The sequence below is a fragment of the Faecousia intestinalis genome, assembly GCF_040096185.1.
In the GTDB taxonomy this organism is placed as follows: Bacteria; Bacillota; Clostridia; order Oscillospirales; family Oscillospiraceae; genus JAZOXB01.
In genome coordinates, this window is sequence record NZ_JBBMFF010000252.1 from 1 (window position 1) to 16,339 (window position 16,339).

Sequence of the window (16,339 nt, forward strand, 5' to 3'; positions counted from 1 at the left end):
TTTGGCTAGCCCTTCCCGCTACCGGGCGGACTCGGGACTTTCACCCTATAGAACGTGCGCTCACCGGGCGCACATAACAAAACAGCCGTCTCATTACGAGACGGCTGTTTTTGCTGTCTGCATCTCGTCGATCCCGGCGGCGCAGTCGTGGGGGATCGGCTTCCAGTCCACATGGGAGAACAGCGCGATGACCGTGCTGATGCGGCCGATGACGTCGAACAGCGGGAACGTCACGGCAAACCAGAGCTTCCGGTACCATGGCAGGGCGGGCATGTGCCGCCGCTCCGTCAGGAAGACATAGAGTGCGATGACCGCGTTCCGCAGCCAGCGCTTCCCGAAGCCGGCGGCCCATGCCAGCAGCGCCGCGCCGACCACGCCGAAGCTCTCCTTTGTGAACAGCCACAGCGCAATGGCACACAGCAGCCGGGCGGCGTAGGTGAAGATGCTCCACAGCGCGCGGGGGCAGACGAGCAGGAACATGTCGTAGGACATGAAGGCCGTCGGGGCGTCGTGCGACGTGAACACATGCTTCCACAGCGGCCAGCCCGTCTCGGCAAAGGCCTGCAGGTGACCCTTTGCCCAGCGGATGCGCTGGCGCAGCGCGATGCGCAGGGAGACGGGCTGCTCGTCATAGAACACGGCTGCATCGCAGTAGGAGATGGGATAGCCTGCAGCGACGGCGTCAGCCGTAAAGGCGCGGTCCTCCGTCAGCGAGGTGTAGTGCCAGCCGTTTTTGACCAGCTCAGAGGCGAACAGGAAGCCCGTGCCCTGAATGCGCGTGGCCAATCCGAACACAGAGCGCGCGCGGTGTTCCATGCGCACAGTTCGCAGCCAGTGCAGGGCATAGGAGGCGGAGATCCAGTTGTCGCCGAAATTTTTGCTGGCACGGCAGGACGTTACGATGCGCTCGCCTGCGTCAAAGGCCTCATTCATGCGCGAGACATAGTCGCGGTTGAGCAGGTTGTCTGCGTCAAATACAAAATAGCCCTCAAAGGCATCCGTTCCGTAGTCCCGCGCGATGCAGGAAAACAGATATTCCAGCGCGTAGCCCTTTGTGCGGTGGTCCGGGTCGCAGCGCTCATAGCAGACCGCACCGCCGCTGCGCGCCGCCTGCGCCGTCCCGTCCGTGCAGTTGTCGGCCACGACAAAGACCGTGAGCAGCTCCGACGGGTAGTCCTGCAGGCGGATGCTCTCGAGCAGACGGCCGATGACGGCCTCTTCGTTGCGCGCCGCAATGACGATGGCATAGCGGTGCTGCCGCCGTGCGGGTGCAAAGCGCCGTGTGGCGAACAGACCGACGATGGCGTAGACGGTATAATAGCAGCTCATCGCGCCGAGCAGGGCGCCGATGGCGGCAAAAATTTTGGGCAGCAGATGCAGCATAGGCGGCACTTCCTCTTTCGAACTCAAAATGCACGCCTGATTATAGCACAGAAGGTCGAAAAAGGAAATGCCGCCCGGATTAAGATTTTATGAACGTTAGATGTGTTGACGCAGTGCCGCAAGAGCCTTTTTCTCGATGCGGGAGATCTGCACCTGCGAAACGCCGAGAATTTTGGCCGTTTTGTCCTGCGTCAGGCCGTGAAAATAGCGCAGGCGGATGACCATCTGCTCGCGGTCGGTGAGCTGGGCGATCGCCTCGCGCAGCGCAATGCGTTCCAATATTTTCTCCTCCATTTCTCCCTCGGTCAGGACGTCCTCCAGCGCAAAGCCGTCCTCGCCGGAGCGCCGCTGCAGGGACTCCGTCGCGCAGGTGGCTGTCTCGGCTACGGCGATGTCCTCCGGCTGCAGGGCCGTGGCCTCGCTCAGCTCTGCCAGCGTTGGCTCGCGGCCGAGCGTGCCGGTCAGCCGCTGACGCGCGGTGCGGATGAGGGCGGCGCGTTCCTTCAGGCTGCGGCTGACCTTGATGGTGCCGTCGTCCCGCAGAAAGCGGCGGATCTCGCCCGCGATCTTCGGCACGGCATAGGTGGAAAACTGCGTGCCGTAGCTCAGGTCGAACCCGGCCACGGCCTTGAGAAAGCCGAGGCAGCCGAGCTGATACAGGTCGTCCGGGTCGACGCCGCGCCCGAAAAATCGCCGCGCGACGGACCAAACGAGGCCGGAATTCGCCTGAATCAGCGCCTCTCCCGCCTCGCGGTCTCCGTCGCGGGCGCGGATGAGCAGCTCCTCCTGATTCATTTTTTTCCACCCCGGCGTACAATCCGGCGCTTCATATGGACGGTCGTACCCTTGCCGGGCACGGAGCTGATGCGGAACTCGGTCATAAAGCTCTCCATGATGGTAATGCCCATGCCGGAGCGCTCCTCTCCACCGGTCGTGAACATGGGACGGCAGGCCTGCTCAAGGTCCGCGATGCCGCAGCCGCGGTCCTTGACCATAATGTCCAGCACATTGTCCGGCAGCAGCCGTGCCCGCAGGATGACCGGCCCGATCGTCTCGGGGTAGGCGTGGACGATGCAGTTCGTCACGGCCTCGGACACGGCCGTCTTGATGTCGCCCAGCTCGTCGAGCGTCGGGTCGAGCTGCGCGGCAAAGCAGGCAATGGCAGAGCGCGCAAAGGCCTCATTGGCCGAGCGGCTGGGAAATTCCAGATTCATGTAGTTTTCGCTCTTCATCGGTTGCATTCCTCCCTGATCTCCGTGATTTTTTCGATGCCCGCCGCGCGCAGCACCTTATAGGGCTGGGGCGGGATGTTCTGCAGCAGCAGGCGGCCCTGCAGCGTGTTCATGCGGCGCAGCGTATGGATGACCACGGCGATCCCGCTGGAATCCATGAATGTCACATCGCGGAAGTCCAGAATGCAGCGAAGGGGAAGGTAGAGATCGATCTTGGCTGACAGCGCCTGCATGATTTCCCGGGCGGCATGGTGGTCGATCTCGCCCCGCAGCGCGATCGTCAGCTGCCTGTCCTGCACATAGCTCGTCAGATTCATTGGTATGGTTCGCCTCCAGCAAAAAAATAACGCACACGGAACCCGTGTGCGTTTAGTATAAAGCACTGCCCGCGCGCCGTTTGTCGAAGCGGATGCGCGGGCGGTAATTTTATCAGGAAACAAACCAGTAGTTGCGTGCCGTGTGCACGGCCTGCAGGGAGTCGTCACGGTAATTTGGCTCGAGACCCTCGACCAGCAGGTCGACGGTCTCGACCTCCGGCAGGGCGCTCAGCGAAGCGACGATCTCGCGCACGGCCATGCGCTCCTGCTCGGCCGTGCGGCAGCCCTCGAGAAATTCGGCTGTTAGGTCGAGCGTGCATACGCCGCCTGCCAGCTTGAGGGACAGAATTTTCGTGCCCTGCGGGATGGAGTTTTCCAGCCCGTTTTCGCCCTCGAGCGCCAGCAGGGCCTCCAGCACACACTGCACGCTGCTGGTGCCCTCGGCGAGCGTGAGCTGCATCGGCACCTGCGCCAGCAGCGGCATCGTGTCGCAGGTCAGGCTGAGCGTGACGTCCAGCGTTCCGTCCAGTGCAGGCACATAGATCATGCGCTCGTCGCGTGCAAGGCCGTTCTCCAGCTCCAGCACATACAGCCGCTCCACGGGCGCGCCCGCGATCCAGAGATCCACGGTCTGAATCTGCGGCAGCTCCGTCAGGGAATTCACAATGGCATAGACGGCCAGCCGCTCCGTGTTCCAGCTGCGCGGCATCCCCGTCAGGAACTGCGAGGAGAGATCGACGGTGCAAACGCCGTTTTCTACACTGACGCTGCGCAGTGCCGTGCCCTCGGGAATGGCGCTCTCGCTTTCCGGCAGGGCCAGCAGGCGGCGCACGATCTCCGCGGGCCGGTCGGCCGCATTCATGGCGGCGACGGTCTGCGTTTCGCGCACGAGGTAGCGCTGCGCCTCGTCCGGCACATAGAGCACGAGCTCCTCCTCCTGCTCCTCCATGCCGTTGTCGCGCAGCAGGATGTCTTTGGCGGCCAGCACATCGGCCGCGCCGTCGCCGCTGCGCAGAATGCTCACGCGCTGCACACCGGGCAGCTGCAGGAGCGTCCGGGCAAGGCAGGCGTTGAGAATGGTGCGGTCGAGGCTCCGGCACGGTATGCCGGAAAAGACCAGCTCCGCCGTGCCCTCGGTCAGGCCAATGGACTCCAGCGCCCAGTCTGCGGGCAGGGGAGTGCGCAGCTCCGGCGAGGCGGGCCCCTTCAGGTATTGCAGCACGACGGTGCGCAGATCGACGTCTGCCTCGAGCGGCGCGGCCTCGGCGCGGATCACGCCGTCCTCGCCGCCGAAGGCGACCTCAGCACAGCGGTAGTAGAAGGAAAACGGGGCGTCCGCCTGCTCTGCGGGCGCGGTGGTGCAGGCGCACAGCAGCACAAGCGGGAGCAGCAGAAGCAGCAGGCGTCTCATGTTTCGTCCTCCTCCAGATCAAAATGCGGGAACCGCACGGTGAAGATCGTGCCGCCGCCCGGCCGGGCCTGCACAGTGATGGTGCCGTAGCTGCGCTCGACCATGTCGTGCACGATGGAAAGGCCCAGCCCGGCGCCGCCCGCGGCGCGGGAGCGTGCCTTGTCCACGCGGTAAAAACGCTCGAAAATATGCTCCATGGACTCAGGCGGGATGCCTGCACCGCTGTCCTCGACGCGCAGCTCCACCTGATCGCCCGCCCGGCGGATGGACACGCCGACCCAGCCGTCCTGCCGGTTGTATTTGATAGCATTTTCCGTTAGATTGAATACGATCTGATACAGATCGTCCTCCACAGTCATGACGCTGCAGTCCGGCTCGAACGTTGTGTCGATGCCGATGCCGCGCAGCCGCGCCAGCGGCAGCAGCATGCGCACAACCTTCCGCACGACGGGCGCGGCGTCGAGAATTTCACGCTCCTCCTCCACGCTGCTGTCGAGCTTTGTGAGCGTCAGGAGCTTCTGCGTCAGGCGGCCGAGGCGGTCTGCCTCGCGGCCGATGTCGCCGATGAACTCGCGCTGCGTCTCGGGGTCCATCTCGTTTTGCAGGATGGAGTCGGACAGCAGCTTGATGGAGGCCAGCGGCGTTTTCAGCTCGTGGGACGCGTCGGAGACGAACTGCCGCCGCCGCGCCTCGGAGCTTTCCAGCCTTGCGGCCAGCTCATTGAAGGCCCGGCTCAGGCGCTCGACCTCGTCGTGCCCGCGGACGGGCGACTGCTGGGAATAGTCGCCCTCGCGCATGCGGCCGACCTGATTCAGAATGGCGCGCATGCGCCGCGAGAATGCGGCCGAGAAGAACAGGGAGAACAGCACGACGCCGCCCTCCAGCGCAAACGAAATGCGCAGAATGTTGCGCTCCAGCGCGGCGATCAGCTCGCCCTGATCCGTGTCGTACGACATGAGATACACGGCCCCCAGCGTTTTGCCGCCGCGTATGAGCGGAACGGCGGCGTGGCTTTCTACGGCGCCGTCGGCATAGCGGGCGAAAAAGACGTCGCTGCCCTCCAGCGCCGTGACAAGCTCCGGAAACAGCAGCGTCTTTCCCTCGGCGTTGCCGGTGGTCAGGGAATCGTATACGGCAACGCCCGCAGCGTCAGTCACGACGGTGCGGGTGGTGTGCAGCTCCTCCATGGAATTTACGGCCTGCGCGGCCCGGCCTGCGGAAAGCTCGTCGAGCTGCAGCAGGGCATTGCTCAGCAGCTGCGCCTTGCTCTCGAGCGAATCGGCCTGCGCGTGGAACGTCATGCTGCGGATGGTCGTCGAGGCATAGAGGTTCAGCAGGAACAGGGCGGCCGCCGTGATGAGGATGTAGGCGGCGGCATAGCGGAGCTGTGAGCTGGCAGGCAGAAAGCTGCGGCGTTTACGCTTTGAAATAGTACCCAACTCCCCACTTTGTCATGATATATTCCGGCTCTGCCGGAACAGTCTCCAGCTTTTCGCGGATGCGGCGGATGTGGACGTCCACTGTGCGGATATCGCTGCGATACTCATAGCCCCAGATGAGGTCGAGCAGGTTCTCGCGGGAATAGACGCGGTTCGGGTTGCGGATGAGCAGCTCGACAAGGTCGAACTCGCGGGCCGTCAGCTCGACGGGCTTGCCGTCCTTATAGACGTTGCGCTCCTGTGTGTCGACAGTCAGGCTGCCTGCCGTGATGCGGTTGTTCTGGTTCTCCAGCCCGCCGCTGCGGCGCAGCAGGGCGCGGATGCGCGCCTTCAGCTCCAGAATGTTGAAGGGCTTTGTCAGATAATCGTCCGCGCCGTGCTCAAAGCCAAGCAGCTTGTCCATGTCCTCTGTGCGGGCAGTGAGCATGATAATGGGAACGTCCGAAAATTCCCGGATGGTGCGGCAGGCGGTCAGCCCGTCGACCTCCGGCATCATGACGTCCAGCACGATGAGCCGGATGTCCGGATCGCGCGCCAGCTCGATGGCCTCACGGCCGTTGCTGCCGGTGACGACCTGATAGCCGTCGTTCTGCAGGTTGAAGCGAATGCCCTTGACCAGCAGCTCTTCATCATCTACGACCAGTATTTTCATGGTTCTTCCTCCACCGTGACCAGTTCCCGGAGCTTTTCCAGCTTGCCCTCGCCGATGCCCTCGACCGCAATGAGCTCCTCCACGCTGCGGAAGGGGCCATGCGCCTCGCGGTAGTCCACGATGCGCTGTGCCAGCACCTCGCCAATGCCGGGAAGCGTTGTCAGCTCCTGCGCCGTGGCGCGGTTGAGATCGAGCGGACCCGGCTCCGTGGGCGGCTGCGTTGCGGCCTCCGTCGGCGCTGCCGTCGATTTCTCTGTCGGAGCGGAAGCCGCCGGGACGGACGGCAGGGCAGACTCCGTCTGTGCGGGGACGGTGCGCGCCGTGCGCACCGTAACGCCGTCCGTATGCTGTGTCCAGCGCGCCACGCCAAAGCCCAGACAGAAGGCAAGAAAGACGGCCGCCAGGGTGATGACCCAGTTCCAACGCGGTTTCTGCTCCATTTTCGCTCTGCTCCGTTGACATAATCCGGATTTTTGTTATAATGTGTCTGTCGGACCGGCACGCGGTGTCCCACGCGGCCTGTCCATCCTCATTATATCACACAGTTCCGCCCTGCGGCAATGCCGCCGCGGCGTTTTTGGAGGAGAATATGAAAAAAAGACTTTTGTCCGGGCTGACCCTGCTGGCCCTGCTGCTGCAGTGCCTGCTGCTTCCGGCCTTTGCGGAGCCGACAGACGCACCGGCCGATCCCACGGAGCCGTCCGCCTCGGAGACTGTGGCTGATGCTACGGAGCCGGATGCCTCGGAGCCGGGTGCGACCGACGCCGCAGAGCCGACGGCGGAGACCGCGGCTCCTGCTGAAAACGACAAGGCACCCGCTGCCGTGACGGATGAGACGCCGCCCGCGCTGAACGATTTTGGCCAGTATCTCGATACCACGGTGCAGGCCAAGGCGGCGGCGCTTGTGGAGCTGAACAGCGATACGCTCGTCTATGGCATGAATCTGGACGAAAAGGTCTATCCCGCCAGCCTGACGAAGATCATGACGTGTATGCTGGCGCTGGAGCATGGAAACCTCGACGACATCGTGACGGTCAGCCATGAGGCTCTGCAGGATCTGAATGCAGCGGGCAGCTCTGCCGGCCTGCTCGAGGGCGAGCAGCTGTCTCTGCGCGAGCTGCTGTACTGCGTGATGATCTCGTCCGCCAACGAGGCCTGCAACGTCGTGGCGGAGTACATCGCGGGGGATATCCCTTCGTTCGTGGCGCTCATGAATGCGCAGGCGGCGGCCCTCGGCATGACAGGCACGCATTTTGCCAATGCCCACGGCCTGCATGACGAAAATCACTATACCACCGTGCACGACCTCGTTACGCTGGCGCGCTGGGCCTGGCAGAGTGAGCAGTTTCAGGAATTCTCCACGCAGACATCCCACACGGTGCCTGCGACGAACAAGTCCGAGGAGCGCGTGCTCCGCACGACGAACTATCTGACGAGCGGACAGACCGTCGGAAAATACTACTATGACAAGGCGCGCGGCATCAAGACCGGCTTCACGACGCCTGCGGGCGGCTGCCTCATCTCCACGGCGGAGAGTGGTTCGCTGCATTTCCTCAGCGTCGTCTGCGGCTGCGAGACGCTGCAGAACGACGACGGCACGGAGACGGACCAGCGCTTCACGGAGACGAAGCGGCTGTTCGAATACGGCTTCAATCATTTGAACAGTGTGCAGGTGCTGGCGGACACGGCCCTTGTGGACATGCCGCAGGTGCTGTATGCCGACGGACGCGACAGCGTCGTCGTGCGCGCGAAGGACAACATCTCCGTTCTGCTGCCGGACAGCTGCGATACCTCCGGCATCACGCTGACCGTGCAGTATGATTCCGAAGCGCCGCTCGAGGCGCCGCTTGAGGCCGAGACGAAGGTCGGTACCGTCAGTGCCGTGCTGGACGGCAAGGTGCTGGCGACCTGCGACCTCGTGACGCTGACGGCCGTGATGCGCTCCACGCCGAAATACGTCGCCAAGCAGACCGAAAGCATGCTGGCGAAGATCTGGAAGGGCATGTGGCGGCTGTGGTTCGTGACCGTACCGGTGCTGCTGGCACTGGTGTTCTGGCTGATCGTCGCCATCCTGCGCTCCGTCAATCGCCGCCGCGCGAAGAAGCGCGCCATGCGCGCGCGCCGTCCGGGAGCCCGTCAGGGCAGGGAGGACCGCCGTGGATGAGCTCAATGCCCTGCGCGCGGCCTGCGCGGGCTGCACGGGCTGCGGCCTTGCTGCCACGCGCCACAGCGTCGTGTTCGGCGTCGGACCATGCCCCTCGCCCGTCGTCTTCATCGGGGAAGGCCCCGGCCAGCAGGAGGACCTGCGCGGCGAGCCATTCGTCGGCCCGGCCGGGCAGCTGCTCGACGACATGCTGTCCATCATCGACCTCGGGCGGCACAACTGCTATATCTGCAATATCGTCAAATGCCGCCCGCCCGGAAACCGCGACCCGCAGCCGCAGGAGCAGGACGCCTGCTTCGGCTGGCTCGAGCGGCAGCTCCGGCTGCTGCAGCCGAGCATCATCGTCTGCCTCGGGCGCATTGCGGCCATGCGGCTCATCCGGCCGGATTTCCGCATCACGCGGGAGCATGGCCAGTGGTTCGAGCGGAACGGCGTGCGCTATCTTGCCATGTATCATCCCTCCGCTCTGCTGCGGGACCCGGCGCGCCGCCCGGAGGCATACACGGACCTGCTGACGCTGCGCGAGGCCGTGCGGACGCTCGGTCCGCTGCCGAATGCCTGAACCCGTACCGCCCCGCCGGATTTTTTTCGCGGCGGGGCGCTCTTTTTTGCGGAAAACGGTTGTAATTTTTGTAATAATTTGTTACCATAGAGAAAAAGATGAAGGGAACTGCCTATGAAACTGATCTCGTGGAACGTCAACGGCATCCGCGCCTGCCTGCAGAAGGGCTTTGAGGACGCCTTCCGGACGCTGAACGCCGATTTCTTCTGCCTGCAGGAGACGAAGGCACAGCCGCATCAGGTCGAACTGGACCTGCCGGGCTACCGGCAGTACTGGTACTCCGCCGAGAAGAAGGGCTACTCCGGCACGGCGATCTTTGCCCGGTACGAGCCGCTCGCCGTGACCTACGGCGTCGGCGTGGAGGAGCTGGACCACGAGGGGCGGCTCATCACGCTGGAATATCCGAACTGCTTTATCGCAACGTGCTACACGCCCAACGCGCAGGACGGATTAAAGCGCCTTGACCACCGCATGGCCTGGGACGATGCGTTCCGCGCCTATCTCGTCTCGCTCGACCGGCAGAAGCCGGTGATCGTCTGCGGCGACCTGAATGTGGCGCATCAGGAGATCGATCTGAAGAACCCCGGCCCGAACCGCGGCAACGCGGGCTTCTCGGACGAGGAGCGCGGCAAGTTCACCGAGCTGCTGCAGGCCGGGTTCACGGATACGTTCCGCTACCGCAATCCCGACCTCACGGGCGCGTATTCGTGGTGGAGCTACCGCTTCCACGCGCGGGAGAAGAACGCGGGCTGGCGCATCGACTATTTTCTTGTGTCCGACCGCCTGCGCGAGTCCGTTGCGGCCGCGCCCATTTATCAGGAAATTTACGGCTCCGACCACTGTCCGGTCGGCCTGGAGCTGGATATGGAGGTATCTGCATGAAAAAGCAACGCATTATCCGCTGTCTCAGCGCGCTCCTGTGCTTGTGCCTGCTGGCAGGGTTCGCCCCTGCGGCCATGGCCTATTCGAATGTCAGCGACTGGGCAAAGTCCGAGGTCGCGGAGATGGAGGCGCTCGGCCTGCTGCCGGACTGCCTGCTGAACGCCGACCTTTCCGCCAATATCACGCGCGGCGAGATGTGCAAAATGGCCGTCGAGGTCTATGAGAACCTGATGAACGTGGAGGCATCCTGCGCCAGTGGGGCCAGGTATTTCACGGACACGCAGGAGATGGAGATCAACTTCGCCTTTGAGCAGGGCATCATCAACGGCTACGAGGACCAGACGTTCCGCCCAAATGAGTCGCTGAGCCGTCAGGACTTCTTCAAGATCACCTATAACCTGATGACGCGCGCGCTGTTCTGGAAGGACGAGAGCGTCGAGCCGTCCGACCTTTCCCAGTTTACGGACGCAGCCTCCGTCAGCGACTATGCGTTCGAGCCGACGCAGTATATGGTCGCGCTCGGCGTGGTGCGCGGCACCGGCACGGCCCTTGAGCCGAAGGGCACGACGGAGCGGCAGGCGGCCATCGCCATGTTCCGCCGCGCGTATTACATTGTCAGCGAGTGGCTGCGCAAAAATGATGATATGCCGGTCGATCCGGACCCGGATGACGACGGCGGCTACAGCGGCATCCCGGCGTGGGCCGTTGCAGAGTTCTCTGAGGTCGTGAAGCTCGGCATCATCCCCTCGAGTCTCGACAATGCCGACCTGAGCAAGCCCATCTCCCGCGCCCAGATGTGCTCCATTGCCATGCTGGCCTATAACGGCCTGATGGGCACGGAATATACGCCGTCCGGCACGGCGCACTTCACGGATACGAACGATCCGGACGTGAACGCGGCCTATGAGCTCAAGATCGTGCAGGGCTATGGTGACGGCCGCTTCGGCCCGAACGATACGCTGACGCGCGAGCAGTTCTTCAAGATCTCGTGCAACTTCATGCAGACCGTCGGCTATCCGACGGAGCAGAATCCGCGCGTGAACCGCTATTCCCTCAGCGAATTCTCCGACCTGAAGCAGCTTGCCGAGTGGGCGAAAACGCCGACGCGCCTGCTGTGCTACATCGGCGCGGTCAAGGGCAGCGACGGCAAGCTTCTGCCGCAGTCGTCCACCAGCAGCCTGGAGGCGCTTGTGATCTTCCTGCGCTGCTATAAGTTCACCACATCGTGGGACGGCACGATCGAGCAGCCCTCGCTGGCGGACGATCTGGTGGCCTACGCGCTGACGTTCGAGGGCTATGACTATGTCTACGGCGGCACGACGCCCGCGGGCTTCGACTGCTCCGGCTTCGTGCAGTATGTCTACCGCCACTTCGGCTTCAACATCACGCGCACGGCGACGTCGCAGTATTATAACGACGGCGAGCATGTCAGCCGCAGCGAGCTGATGCCGGGCGACCTCGTGTTCTTCGGCTCCGGCGGTGAGATCACGCATGTCGGCATTTACATCGGCGGCGGACGTTTCATCCACGCGGCCAATCCGCGCAAGGGCGTCATCATCAGCTCCCTGAGCGAGAGCTATTACAACGCCCGCTACTTCGGCGCGAACCGCATCATTTTTGAATGAACCATACGATCAAACATATAAAGCAGGCGTGTCATGTTTGGCACGCCTGCTTTTTACGGTGGCATAATAGCATGGGAAAGATCGTATTGTGCGAAACTGCATAGATAATGACTGTTATATTGCGCAATTTTGGAGAAAATATTTTCATCTGTACCTCTTGACAAAATTCAAAATGGTGGTATCATGGGGTCAAAAGAGGTTAGCACTCAACAAGCGAGAGTGCTAAAGAAGCTCCGGCGAATGCGTCGGATGCTTCTTGAAACCCCTCGGCGGAATTCGCCGCCGGAGAGGAGAATGAGGTTATGAACACGAATCAGTATACGCAGAAAACACTGGAGGCCCTGCAGAGTGCGCAGACGATCGCAGCGGCGCATCAGAATCAGCAGATCGAGCAGGCCCACCTGCTTCTGGCTCTGCTGCAGCAGGACGGTGGGCTCATCCCGCAGCTGCTGAAGAAAATGGGCGTGAGTGTCGAGAGTCTGACGGCTGCGGCGCAGGCGGCTGTGGAAAAGCTGCCGGGCGTCAGCGGTTCCGGCCGGGATGCCGACAAATTCTATATTTCCCGCGGCATGGACAGCCTGATGGCTGAGGCCGAGCGCACGGCGCAGGGCATGCGGGACGAATACGTCTCCGTGGAGCACCTGTTCCTTGCCATGCTCGACACGGCCGACGAGACCGTCGCGCCGCTGTTTGCGGACTATCGCATCCGCAAGGAGGACTGCCTGAAGACCCTGCAGGCCATCCGCGGCAGCAGCCGCGTGACGACGGACAGCCCGGAGGACACCTATGAGGCGCTGCAGAAATACGGCACCGATCTGGTGAAGAACGCCCGCGAAAAGAAGACGGACCCGGTCATCGGCCGTGACGACGAGATCCGAAACGTCATCCGCATCCTGTCGCGCAAGTCGAAGAACAACCCCGTGCTCATCGGCGAGCCGGGCGTCGGCAAGACGGCCATTGCCGAAGGGCTGGCGCAGCGGATCGTCCGCGGCGACGTGCCGAAGTCCCTGCAGGACAAGACGATCTTCTCGCTGGACATGGGCGCGCTCATCGCGGGCGCAAAGTACCGCGGCGAATTTGAAGAGCGCCTGAAGGCCGTCCTGAACGAAGTGAAGAACTCCGAGGGCCGCATCATCCTGTTCATCGATGAGCTGCACACCATCGTCGGCGCAGGCAAGACTGAGGGCAGCATGGACGCGGGCAACCTGCTCAAGCCGATGCTGGCGCGCGGCGAGCTGCACTGCATCGGCGCAACGACGCTCGATGAATACCGCAAGTATATCGAAAAGGACCCCGCGCTGGAGCGCCGTTTCCAGACCGTGCTCGTCAAGGAGCCGTCCGTCGAGGACACCATCGCCATCCTGCGTGGCCTGGAGGAGCGCTACGAGGTCTTCCACGGCGTGAAGATCACGGACCCCGCCATCATTGCGGCAGCCACGCTGTCCGACCGCTATATTACAGACCGCTTCCTGCCGGACAAGGCCATTGACCTTATCGATGAGGCCTGTGCCATGATCCGCACGGAGATGGATTCCATGCCGACGGAGTTGGACGTTATCCGCCGCAAGATCATCCAGATGGAGATCGAAGAGGCTGCGCTGAAGAACGAGACCGACGAGCTCTCGCAGGGCCGTCTGACGGAGCTGCGAAAGGAGCTGGCTGAGCAGCGCGATAAGTTCAACGCCATGAAGGCCCAGTGGGAAAACGAGAAGAATGCCATCGGCAAGGTCCAGCAGCTGCGTGAGCAGATCGAAAAGCTCGGCGCGCAGATCGAGCAGGCCGAGCAAAGCTATGACCTCGAGACGGCTGCCCGCCTGAAGTACGGCGAGCTGCCCGAGCTCAAGAAGCAGCTGGCGCAGGAAGAGGCGCTGGCGCAGAACGCCAAGCAGAGCAACCTCCTGCGCGACAAGGTCACGGAGGAGGAGATCGCAAAGATCGTCGAGCGCTGGACCGGCATCCCGGTCGCAAAGCTCGTCGAGGGCGAGCGCGAAAAGCTCCTGCATCTGGACGAGCAGCTGCATAAGCGCGTCGTGGGGCAGGATGAAGCCGTCCGCTCCGTCTCGGAGGCCATCCTCCGCAGTCGCGCCGGCATTCAGGACCCGAACCGCCCGCTCGGCTCGTTCCTGTTCCTCGGCCCGACGGGCGTCGGCAAGACCGAGCTCGCCAAGGCGCTGGCAGAGGCGCTGTTTGACGATGAGAAGAACCTCGTCCGCATCGATATGTCCGAATACATGGAGAAGTTCTCCGTGACGCGCCTGATCGGCGCGCCTCCCGGATACGTTGGCTATGACGAGGGCGGCCAGCTCACCGAGGCCGTGCGCCGCAAGCCGTACAGCGTCGTGCTGTTCGACGAGGTCGAAAAGGCCCATCCCGACGTCTTTAACGTCCTGCTGCAGGTGCTTGACGACGGCCGTATCACCGATTCGCAGGGCCGCACCGTCGACTTCAAGAATACGATCCTGATCCTGACGAGCAACCTCGGTTCGGAGTATCTGCTGAACGGCATTACCGACAACGGCGAGATCTCCGAGGAGGCCCGTTCGCAGGTCGAGCAGCTGCTGAAGCGTTCGTTCCGCCCCGAGTTCCTGAACCGTCTGGACGAGATCGTCTTCTATAAGCCGCTGACGAAGGAAAATATCGTCAAGATCATCGATCTGCAGATGGATGCGCTCAATGCACGTCTGGCTGACAAGCAGCTGCGCTGCGAGCTGACGCCGGAGGCCAAGCAGTTCATCATCGACGCTGCTTATGACCCGCAGTACGGTGCGCGTCCGCTCCGCCGCTATCTGCAGCACACAGTCGAGACGCTGCTGGCCCGCCGCATCGTCGAGGGCAATGTGTCGCCCGGCGCAACGCTCCGTGTCGAGGTGCGGGATGACGCCCTGCAGGTCGTCTGAGTGAATTCCAAACAGCCGGGGAGTGGTTCTTCGCTTCCCGGCTGTTTTTTACAAAAATGAAAAACAGGACTTGACAATCCTGTCGGAGTATGTTACTATTTTAGGGCTGATGCAAAGCCTGCCCACGCGGGTGTAGTATAACGGCTAGTACAACAGCCTTCCAAGCTGTGGGCGTGGGTTCGATTCCCATCACTCGCTCCAAATGCGCCAGTAGCTCATCTGGATAGAGCAACTGCCTTCTAAGCAGTAGGTAGGGGGTTCGAGTCCCTCCTGGCGTACCAGCGCAGGGATGCATCAGCTGCCACAAAGATCGGGTCGAAATATGGTGGGTGTAGCGTAGTTGGTTAACGCGTCAGATTGTGGCTCTGAAGATCGAGGGTTCGAGTCCCTTCACTCACCCCATTTTCCCCCGCGCCGGGGCTTGGCACACCGGATATTGGGATGTCGCCAAGTGGTAAGGCACCAGACTTTGACTCTGGCATTCGTAGGTTCGAGTCCTGCCATCCCAGCCATCGTCGGAGCAAAGTCACTTTGCTCCGAATTTTTTGCATCATGACCCGCTAGCTCAGTTGGCAGAGCAATTGCCTTTTAAGCAATGGGTCTGGAGTTCGAATCTCCAGCGGGTCACCACGACCGGCAAACGCCTGATGACGTTTGCCGGTTTTTTGACCTTTTGATGACCCTGAAACGGGGGAATCATTGAATTAACACATTACGAATACGATAACTCACGGTTTTTGCTTGCAATTTGCCGAATCCTGTGATATGCAGTCCGCGGTGCTACCAGTACCCCGGTAGGCGGTTTCCCTCGAATCCATTCGGGGGTGATAACTTCTTTTGCTCCCGATCGAAAGAGAGGGGGTGACAGGCATGGTTACATGGGGAGAATTCTTTCAATTCTGCATGGTCATACTTGCGGTCATTGCCCTGATTTATCAGGACAACAATAAGAAGAGATAATCGCCGCCTCCCCAAAGGAACGATTATCTCTTCATAGTCATTTGGGGAGCCGACCTACTGGCAGCACCCTTTTGTACCTATACTATACTCCAGTTTTGCTTTTTTGTCAAGCGCTCCGCCGGAAGACGGAGCGCTTTTCTCTGTCTTAGTCTTACATTTTTGCGGCCAGCTTGAAGACCTCGTTGGAGCGGCCGATGAGGATGATGTGGTCGCCCTCGCGGAAGCGGTAATCCGGGCCGACGTTCGGGTTGATCTCGTTGTCATGCTTGACGGCGATGATGTTGATCTGATATTTGCGGCGGACATTCAGGCCGGACAGCGTCTGACCGATCCATGCGGCCTGAATGGGCAGCTCATAAATGGAATAATCTGCGGTCAACGGGATGAAATCAAAGATGTTGTCTGCGTTGTAGCGCACGGCGAGCTTTTCGGAGATCTCGCGCTCCGGACAGACGATCTCGTCTGCACCGATCTTGCGCAGGAGGTCTGCCTGAATGTCCTGCTTGGCCTTCGAGACGATCATGCGCGCGCCAAACTGCTTGAGCAGGGACGTGACGACGAGCGAGGCCTGGAAGTCCTCGCCGATGGTGACGAAGCAGATGTCGAAATTGTCGACACCGAGCGCCTTGATGATGGCATCGTTCGTGCAGTCACAGATATTTGAGTCCGTGAAGCGGCCAGAGAGCGCTTCGATGATGGCGGGGTTTTTGTCGACGATCATGACGTCGTTGCCGAGCTCCTGCATTTTGCTGGCCAGATGGCGGCCGGTGCGGCCCATGCCGATGATGAGAACAGATTTCATGAAACGGTTCCTT

General features: G+C 61.9%; 14 protein-coding genes and 5 tRNA genes. 10 read left to right on the top strand and 9 right to left on the bottom strand.

The annotated features are described in order from the left end of the window. Nucleotides 1-93 precede the first annotated feature (93 nt). From WMO66_RS11800 to WMO66_RS11835, 8 genes are all read right to left on the bottom strand, one after another. On the bottom strand, nucleotides 94-1,383 hold the full coding sequence (locus WMO66_RS11800; RefSeq protein ID WP_349136622.1) for a glycosyltransferase family 2 protein: 1,290 nt from the start codon (nucleotides 1,381-1,383) through the stop codon (nucleotides 94-96). A 96-nt stretch (nucleotides 1,384-1,479) separates the two neighbouring features. Further along, nucleotides 1,480-2,178 (bottom strand): sigma-70 family RNA polymerase sigma factor, encoded by a 699-nt coding sequence (locus tag WMO66_RS11805; RefSeq protein WP_349136623.1) that lies wholly within the window; start codon nucleotides 2,176-2,178, stop codon nucleotides 1,480-1,482. Beyond that, nucleotides 2,175-2,615, bottom strand: coding sequence for an anti-sigma F factor (gene spoIIAB, locus WMO66_RS11810; RefSeq protein WP_349136624.1), 441 nt, complete (start codon nucleotides 2,613-2,615; stop codon nucleotides 2,175-2,177). Before spoIIAB ends, WMO66_RS11805 begins: the two co-directional genes overlap by 4 nt. Then, nucleotides 2,612-2,932 (bottom strand): anti-sigma factor antagonist, encoded by a 321-nt coding sequence (locus tag WMO66_RS11815; protein WP_349136625.1) that lies wholly within the window; start codon nucleotides 2,930-2,932, stop codon nucleotides 2,612-2,614. Before WMO66_RS11815 ends, spoIIAB begins: the two co-directional genes overlap by 4 nt. A 112-nt stretch (nucleotides 2,933-3,044) precedes the next feature. Then, nucleotides 3,045-4,343: a GerMN domain-containing protein gene (locus tag WMO66_RS11820; RefSeq protein WP_349136626.1), complete on the bottom strand. Its 1,299-nt coding sequence runs from the start codon at nucleotides 4,341-4,343 to the stop codon at nucleotides 3,045-3,047. After that, nucleotides 4,340-5,782, bottom strand: a complete 1,443-nt coding sequence (locus tag WMO66_RS11825) for a sensor histidine kinase (protein ID WP_349136627.1) — start codon at nucleotides 5,780-5,782, stop codon at nucleotides 4,340-4,342. Before WMO66_RS11825 ends, WMO66_RS11820 begins: the two co-directional genes overlap by 4 nt. Next, nucleotides 5,760-6,434 carry a response regulator transcription factor gene (locus tag WMO66_RS11830; protein ID WP_349136628.1) on the bottom strand — a complete coding sequence of 225 codons (675 nt, stop codon included), beginning with the start codon at nucleotides 6,432-6,434 and terminating at the stop codon, nucleotides 5,760-5,762. The genes WMO66_RS11825 and WMO66_RS11830 overlap by 23 nt, the downstream gene beginning before the upstream one ends. Further along, nucleotides 6,431-6,874, bottom strand: coding sequence for a ComEA family DNA-binding protein (locus tag WMO66_RS11835; RefSeq protein ID WP_349136629.1), 444 nt, complete (start codon nucleotides 6,872-6,874; stop codon nucleotides 6,431-6,433). The genes WMO66_RS11830 and WMO66_RS11835 overlap by 4 nt, the downstream gene beginning before the upstream one ends. 149 nt (nucleotides 6,875-7,023) lie before the next feature. Between WMO66_RS11835 and WMO66_RS11840 the strand changes: the two genes are divergently transcribed. The 10 genes from WMO66_RS11840 (at nucleotide 7,024) to WMO66_RS11885 (ending at nucleotide 15,194) form a co-directional block, all read left to right on the top strand. Further along, a complete protein-coding gene (locus WMO66_RS11840; RefSeq protein ID WP_349136630.1) occupies nucleotides 7,024-8,598 on the top strand; it encodes a D-alanyl-D-alanine carboxypeptidase family protein in 1,575 nt (524 codons plus the stop codon). Then, on the top strand, nucleotides 8,591-9,160 hold the full coding sequence (locus tag WMO66_RS11845; RefSeq protein WP_349136631.1) for a uracil-DNA glycosylase: 570 nt from the start codon (nucleotides 8,591-8,593) through the stop codon (nucleotides 9,158-9,160). Before WMO66_RS11840 ends, WMO66_RS11845 begins: the two co-directional genes overlap by 8 nt. 114 nt (nucleotides 9,161-9,274) lie before the next feature. Next, complete coding sequence (locus WMO66_RS11850; protein WP_349136632.1) at nucleotides 9,275-10,042, top strand: exodeoxyribonuclease III; 768 nt, start codon at nucleotides 9,275-9,277, stop codon at nucleotides 10,040-10,042. Then, the gene (locus tag WMO66_RS11855) at nucleotides 10,039-11,667 is read left to right on the top strand and encodes an NlpC/P60 family protein (protein WP_349136633.1); all 1,629 of its coding nucleotides are present in this window, start codon (nucleotides 10,039-10,041) and stop codon (nucleotides 11,665-11,667) included. The genes WMO66_RS11850 and WMO66_RS11855 overlap by 4 nt, the downstream gene beginning before the upstream one ends. Before the next feature lie 302 nt (nucleotides 11,668-11,969). Continuing rightward, complete coding sequence (gene clpB / locus WMO66_RS11860) at nucleotides 11,970-14,564, top strand: ATP-dependent chaperone ClpB (protein WP_349136634.1); 2,595 nt, start codon at nucleotides 11,970-11,972, stop codon at nucleotides 14,562-14,564. 126 nt (nucleotides 14,565-14,690) lie between these two features. Beyond that, nucleotides 14,691-14,765, top strand: a tRNA-Gly gene (locus WMO66_RS11865). Between the two features lie 3 nt (nucleotides 14,766-14,768). Beyond that, nucleotides 14,769-14,845 (top strand) — tRNA-Arg (locus WMO66_RS11870). Nucleotides 14,846-14,889: 44 nt separating this feature from the next. Continuing rightward, a tRNA-His gene (locus tag WMO66_RS11875) sits at nucleotides 14,890-14,966 on the top strand. A gap of 35 nt (nucleotides 14,967-15,001) precedes the next feature. Beyond that, a tRNA-Gln gene (locus tag WMO66_RS11880) sits at nucleotides 15,002-15,076 on the top strand. 42 nt (nucleotides 15,077-15,118) lie between these two features. Then, nucleotides 15,119-15,194 (top strand) — tRNA-Lys (locus WMO66_RS11885). Nucleotides 15,195-15,675: 481 nt separating this feature from the next. On the opposite strand, the gene WMO66_RS11890 is transcribed toward WMO66_RS11885, so the two are convergent. Continuing rightward, the gene (locus WMO66_RS11890) at nucleotides 15,676-16,326 is read right to left on the bottom strand and encodes a potassium channel family protein (RefSeq protein ID WP_349136635.1); all 651 of its coding nucleotides are present in this window, start codon (nucleotides 16,324-16,326) and stop codon (nucleotides 15,676-15,678) included. Nucleotides 16,327-16,339: the final 13 nt, after the last annotated feature.